This window comes from Sulfitobacter sediminivivens, from assembly GCF_042611115.2.
GTDB lineage: Bacteria > Pseudomonadota > Alphaproteobacteria > Rhodobacterales > Rhodobacteraceae > Sulfitobacter > Sulfitobacter sediminivivens.
On the sequence record NZ_JBHGAR020000049.1, the window covers coordinates 1 to 5,058 of the forward strand.

4 protein-coding genes and 1 pseudogene are annotated in these 5,058 nt (G+C 53.9%); 1 reads left to right on the forward strand and 4 read right to left on the reverse strand.

The features are described 5' to 3' along the window. From ACEWL3_RS20480 to ACEWL3_RS20495, 4 genes and pseudogenes are all read right to left on the reverse strand, one after another. Positions 1-316: pseudogene (locus ACEWL3_RS20480) on the reverse strand (IS110 family transposase); the annotation flags it as partial. Positions 317-510: 194 nt separating this feature from the next. Beyond that, positions 511-975 (reverse strand): nuclear transport factor 2 family protein, encoded by a 465-nt coding sequence (locus ACEWL3_RS20485; RefSeq protein ID WP_386185417.1) that lies wholly within the window; start codon positions 973-975, stop codon positions 511-513. Between the two features lie 23 nt (positions 976-998). Continuing rightward, positions 999-3,014 carry an FAD-binding oxidoreductase gene (locus ACEWL3_RS20490; protein WP_386185415.1) on the reverse strand — a complete coding sequence of 672 codons (2,016 nt, stop codon included), beginning with the start codon at positions 3,012-3,014 and terminating at the stop codon, positions 999-1,001. Between the two features lie 126 nt (positions 3,015-3,140). Beyond that, positions 3,141-3,773 (reverse strand): glutathione S-transferase family protein, encoded by a 633-nt coding sequence (locus tag ACEWL3_RS20495; RefSeq protein ID WP_386185413.1) that lies wholly within the window; start codon positions 3,771-3,773, stop codon positions 3,141-3,143. A 98-nt stretch (positions 3,774-3,871) separates the two neighbouring features. On the opposite strand from ACEWL3_RS20495, the gene ACEWL3_RS20500 reads away from it, so the two are divergent. Then, a complete protein-coding gene (locus ACEWL3_RS20500; protein WP_386185411.1) occupies positions 3,872-4,768 on the forward strand; it encodes a LysR family transcriptional regulator in 897 nt (298 codons plus the stop codon). Positions 4,769-5,058: the final 290 nt, after the last annotated feature.

The window sequence follows — 5,058 nt, forward strand, 5'->3', positions numbered from 1 at the left end:
AGCTTCCGCAATCGCTTCGGCATCATTGTAGTCGTTCTTCTGCCCCCTTGTTGAAAGGCTTCACGTAAATTGCGGGAATGATCCGAGGCTCAAAGCCCAAACCGCGCAAAGTCCGGCTGACAAAATGCGCGCTCAGGCAAGCTTCCATCCAGACGATACAACGTGGCAACTGTTCAAACGCCGTCACCAGTGCCAGCCGTTTGATCTTCTTGCGCAGCACACGGTGCCCATCACGATCAAAGCCAACCAAGTGAAACACTTCTTTGCCAATATCGATCCCAACCGACATCAGTTCATCAACATCGTTCTTCGACATGCTACTTCTCCATGTTGCAGAAATAGGCCAAGCCTAACCTGCTGGGTGAAGCAGCCGGTACATCCCATTACGACCAATGCTGCGGGCGGCATGAAGGCCCGCTTTCGGAAAATAGAGATTTGAAATTCATCGAATTTTATCCGTGTGCCGGCAACATCAACAATAAGCCAACATCCAGCGGTTCTCCTTTTGGCTTAGAGGCCCAAATCAGATAGACTTGGGTGGCCGTCTGGTCGGCGACCAAGCGGCCAATGGAACAGGCGATCTTGTTCACGGATGGGCAGATCATTGATGCTCGCATGGCGGTTCTGCATCAGACCATCTGCGGAAAACTCCCAGTTTTCGTTGCCATAAGAGCGGAACCAATTGCGGCTGTTGTCACGCCATTCATATGCGTAGCGCACGGCGATACGGTTCTCATTAAACGCCCATAGCTCTTTGATCAGGCGGTATTCGTTTTCGCGAACCCATTTGCCGGACAAGAAAGCTTCGACCTCGTCACGCGTGCTGACAAAACGTGCGCGGTTGCGCCATTTGGTATCAAGCGTGTAGGCCGTTGCGACCTTTGAAGAATCGCGGCTGTTCCAGGCATCTTCGGCAAGGCGCACCTTTTGAATAGCTGTTTCACGGCTAAACGGTGGCAATGGTGGTCGAGACATGATCGTGGCCCTTCTTTGGTTGATTATAGGTCTAGGACGAGTTCTTCGGTATCTTTGGCGGGGACGGCACTGCAAATCAGCACGTCGTCATCGCCATGTTCGGCGGTCACCGGCGTGCGGTAGACAACATTGCCAGACAGTTTTTTGGTGATGCAGCTCCCGCAAGATCCGCTACGACAAGAAAATGGCGGTGTGACCCCATGTGCTTCGGCTGTTTCGAGCAACGTGGCGTCACCTTTTTTCCAGTGCTGCTGGTGTCCGGATTGCGCAAATTTGACGACTGCAGTTTCGGCTTCTGGTTCGGGTTCAAATGCTGTGGCACCCACATCAGCGTGGCGCTTGAGCGCTGCGGGGCCAAAAGCCTCCGCGAAAATGCGCGCATCGCGTGCACCGAGATCACGCAATGCGTCGTACACGGCCTGCATAAACGAAGGCGGGCCGCAGAGGAAAAAGTCATAGTCATCAAAGGACAACTCAGATCGGATCAGATCGGGGGTGATGTAACCCGTCGCGTCATAATCCGTGCCTTGCACCTCGCCGTCTTCGGGGTGGCCAACGATCGACACGTATTTGATTTTGCCGTCACTCTGGGTTTCTGCTGCGCGGAACTCTTCCAAAAATGGGCGCTGATCGGTTGTTTGGGCGGCATGAAAAACCGTCAACGGCCTCGTGTAGCGTTTGCGCACGCTCTCGTTCAGTACGTGACGCGTCATCGACATCATGGGCGTGACACCAACACCACCGGCGAACAAAACAGCAGGGCGTTTTTCCAAGGCGTCTATGAAAAATCCGCCTTTTGGGGCTTTCGCGTCGATAACGTCGCCAACTTTCAGAGTATCGTGAAGGTGGTTGGACACTGCACCACCCGGTTCCCGCTTGACCGAAATACGGTAACCCTGATCACCCGGTGCAGAGGAGACGGTGTAAGTCCGCGTTTGTGGCTCGGCACCTTCGGGCGTCACACGGATTGTCAGGAATTGCCCAGCTTCGAAAGACAGCAAAGGTTGGTCGTCCACCGCATCGAACGTGAATGAGCGGATAACACTGCTTTCGTCTTTGATGGCAGTCACCTTCAGGGGACGCCAGGCAGCGCGTTCGGCCTCCATCTTTTGACGGGCTTCGGCTTGGGTCCAGTTGTCAGCCATCAGGCTGTTAGGCGACCACTCGGTGAACTCAGCCCGGAACGGCAAGGCGTCATGGATGCGGATGCCGTGATCCAAAGTGAACCTCCAACCTCGCTCTGCTCCTTTGAAGCAAGCGATCTCTGGTGCGTCTGCTTCAAACACTTCTGTTGTGCCTGTGAGCATCAAGATATCACCTGTTGTGTAATCGGGAAAAAGCAATCCTGCTTTGGGGTTCACCAAGAAGTTTCCAAGTGTGTTAAAGAAGTTGTTGCCGGAGAAATCGGGAACGATGATCGAGTTGCCTTCAACTTTGACAAAGCCTGCCTGTCCGCCGCGGTGAGACATGTCCGCGCCCCGCGTTGTCGGGTTCTCGCCTGTTTCCGAGGAGCTGGCAACATAGAAAGAATTGGCCTGTGCAATGAAGCTTTGCGCTGCCGCGTCAAGCTGCGTGAACCGCTGCGTCGGTGTCCGGTCAATCTGCGCTTTCGGACTGCGTAGGAAACTAACGTCGTGCGTTTGAATATACTGCGGGCAGTTGCCAAAGGACTGCACAACTTCAAGCGATATACCCCCATCTCTGACCGCACGCACAGTCGCGTTCATCCGGTTGCGACGACGGGTCGAGAGTTCGATCCCGACAAGTCCGACGGGCGCACCTTGTTTCAGGTTCGCAGCCAACGGGTCATCGGCCAACGGCGTCGCATCAAGATCGAGACGCTTGTTATCGGGCGACGTGATAAAATTTGCGCCCCCTACGAGCATCGACGCCCAAGGCCAACCATAGCGATCAAGGCTTCCCACAAGAATGAACGGGATTTTCTCGTAAAACGCACGGTGCTGGTCAGGCATGAAAGGACGAATGGCAATCTTGCCAATGGCCTCCATTGCTTCGCTTTTACCGGCCCGCTTCTGCATTTCGCGCTCACCTGCATGGAATTGCGTTGTGGCTATTGTTGGCTGAACATTCATGACGAGCCTCAAAATTTGAACGATGGATAGGAGGCCCAACCAGGGGGAGTAGCCGGTTGGGCCAGCGTTGGGTTAGGCCGCTTTCGTAGCTTTCAGGCCCACAGGTGTTGACACCATGGGGACAAAGCCATCGAGGGCTTCGATGTTGGACAGCAAACGACGCACGTTTGGATATGGATCCAGCGAAACGTCGCCTTCTGGGGCGTGGGCCGTGTAGCTGTAGATGGCCACATCCGCGATTGTTGGTGCATCACCGACCAACCACTCGCGCCCTTCAAGGTGCGCCTCCAGCTTGCCAAGAACTTTGGCGGCTGTTGCATGTGCAAAGTCTTTGTCGAGAGGGGCCTTGAAGACATTAATCAAGCGCGCCGCTGCTGGACCAAAAGCAAGCTCGCCTGCTGCCAAGGTCAGGAACTTTTGCACTTCTGCTTCGCCAACTGGGTCATTGGGGATGTAGGAGGGGGCGTATTTGCGAGCGAGGTAAACCAGAATGGCGTTACTATCGCTGACAACTGTGTCTCCGTCTTCGATCATTGGAACTTGACCCGCAGGGTTTTTGGCAAGGTAGTTTTTGGACTTGTGAGCACCACCACCAAGATCGACATTGATGACCGTATGATTGATGCCAGCAAGACCGGCAAAGAGCACCACGCGGTGGGCGTGGCCAGAGAGAGGGAAGCTGTGAATACGAACTGCGTTGGACATTTGATTTCCTTTGTCATGAGCCAGAGGACGTCTCCGGCGATGAAAAAGAGATATCTTGAAGCGCATCCGGCGATAATATACCCAGCCAGGGAATGTTTATGAACGAAATGTGGATAATGGATACTATCGTTGGGATGAAAACGTTTGCGGCTGTTGCTGCCCATAAATCCTTTACGGAGGGTGCACGGCAGGTTGGAATCAGCACTAAGCTCGCCAGCAAATACATCGGTCAGCTCGAAGAACGGCTGCATGCGCAACTGTTCAACCGTACAACGCGCAGCGTCACACTGACCGATACAGGGCGTTCTTACTACGATCGATGCCTGCCGCTGATTGAACAGTTTGATGAGTTGGAAGGGCTTGTGCAACAGCGTCAGACTGAGCTTGCGGGGCGCATCCGTATCACTGCACCTACAGGATATGGGTCTTCGCAACTGGTTCACCTGCTGCAACCGTTTCAAGACGCGCATCCGAAGGTGTCTATCGAATTGCATCTCTCCGATCACCATGTGTCGCTGGTGGAAGAAGGTCATGACCTCGCGCTCCGGTTCGGGGCTTTGAAAGATTCCAGCCTTGTGGCGCGCAAACTAATGGACATGAGGATCATTTGCTGCGCATCGCCTGACTATCTTAAGAAGAATGGCCTGCCGAAAGAGCCCTCAGCGCTTTCAACTCATAATTGCCTTTTGCAATCATCGACATCTCCGGCCGACAATTGGGAGTTCAACGGGGCGAAAGGTGTCTACACTGTCCCTGTATCGGGCAACTTTCGCGCCAACTCCCCACTCGCCGTTGCAAATATGGCGGCGGAAGGCTTGGGCGTTGGGCGGGTGCCACTTTATACCGCACTGCCATTTCTTAAAGAGGGGCGTCTTCAGATTATCTTCGAAGCCGAAGAAGCTAAAGTGGTAGGGCTTTATGCAGTATACCCACCAAGTCGTCACTTAACAGGCCTCATACGCACCGTGATTGACCACCTTGCCGCGCAATTTTGACCCCCAAGAAGAACTGACGTCACATCGCCGCAACCCAAAGAGAACGGTTCGCCAAGCCGGACATCGACATACATGGCACCAAAGTTCGCGTCGTCTGTACTGCGGAAGTTGGTGCAGAGCGCAGCTAAGGACCACTCCGAGCCTATTTTGTTGAAGAAGTCTTGTTGCTTTGAGGCAAGTCGTTTGATTCACTCGTTATTATAAAATGGGGGAGGATTTGACGATGATGGGTGTTCAGGAAGCTCCGGCGCGGTTGTTTTACGACTTTGACATGGAGGCACATGTCCCTA

Coding starts and splice junctions, on each gene's coding strand:
- ACEWL3_RS20485 (WP_386185417.1), bottom strand. CDS start 975: ATGTCTCGACCACCATTGCCACCGTTTAGCCGTGAAACAGCTATTCAA.
- ACEWL3_RS20490 (WP_386185415.1), bottom strand. CDS start 3,014: ATGCAGAAGCGGGCCGGTAAAAGCGAAGCAATGGAGGCCATTGGCAAG.
- ACEWL3_RS20495 (WP_386185413.1), bottom strand. CDS start 3,773: ATGTCCAACGCAGTTCGTATTCACAGCTTCCCTCTCTCTGGCCACGCC.
- ACEWL3_RS20500 (WP_386185411.1), top strand. CDS start 3,872: ATGAACGAAATGTGGATAATGGATACTATCGTTGGGATGAAAACGTTT.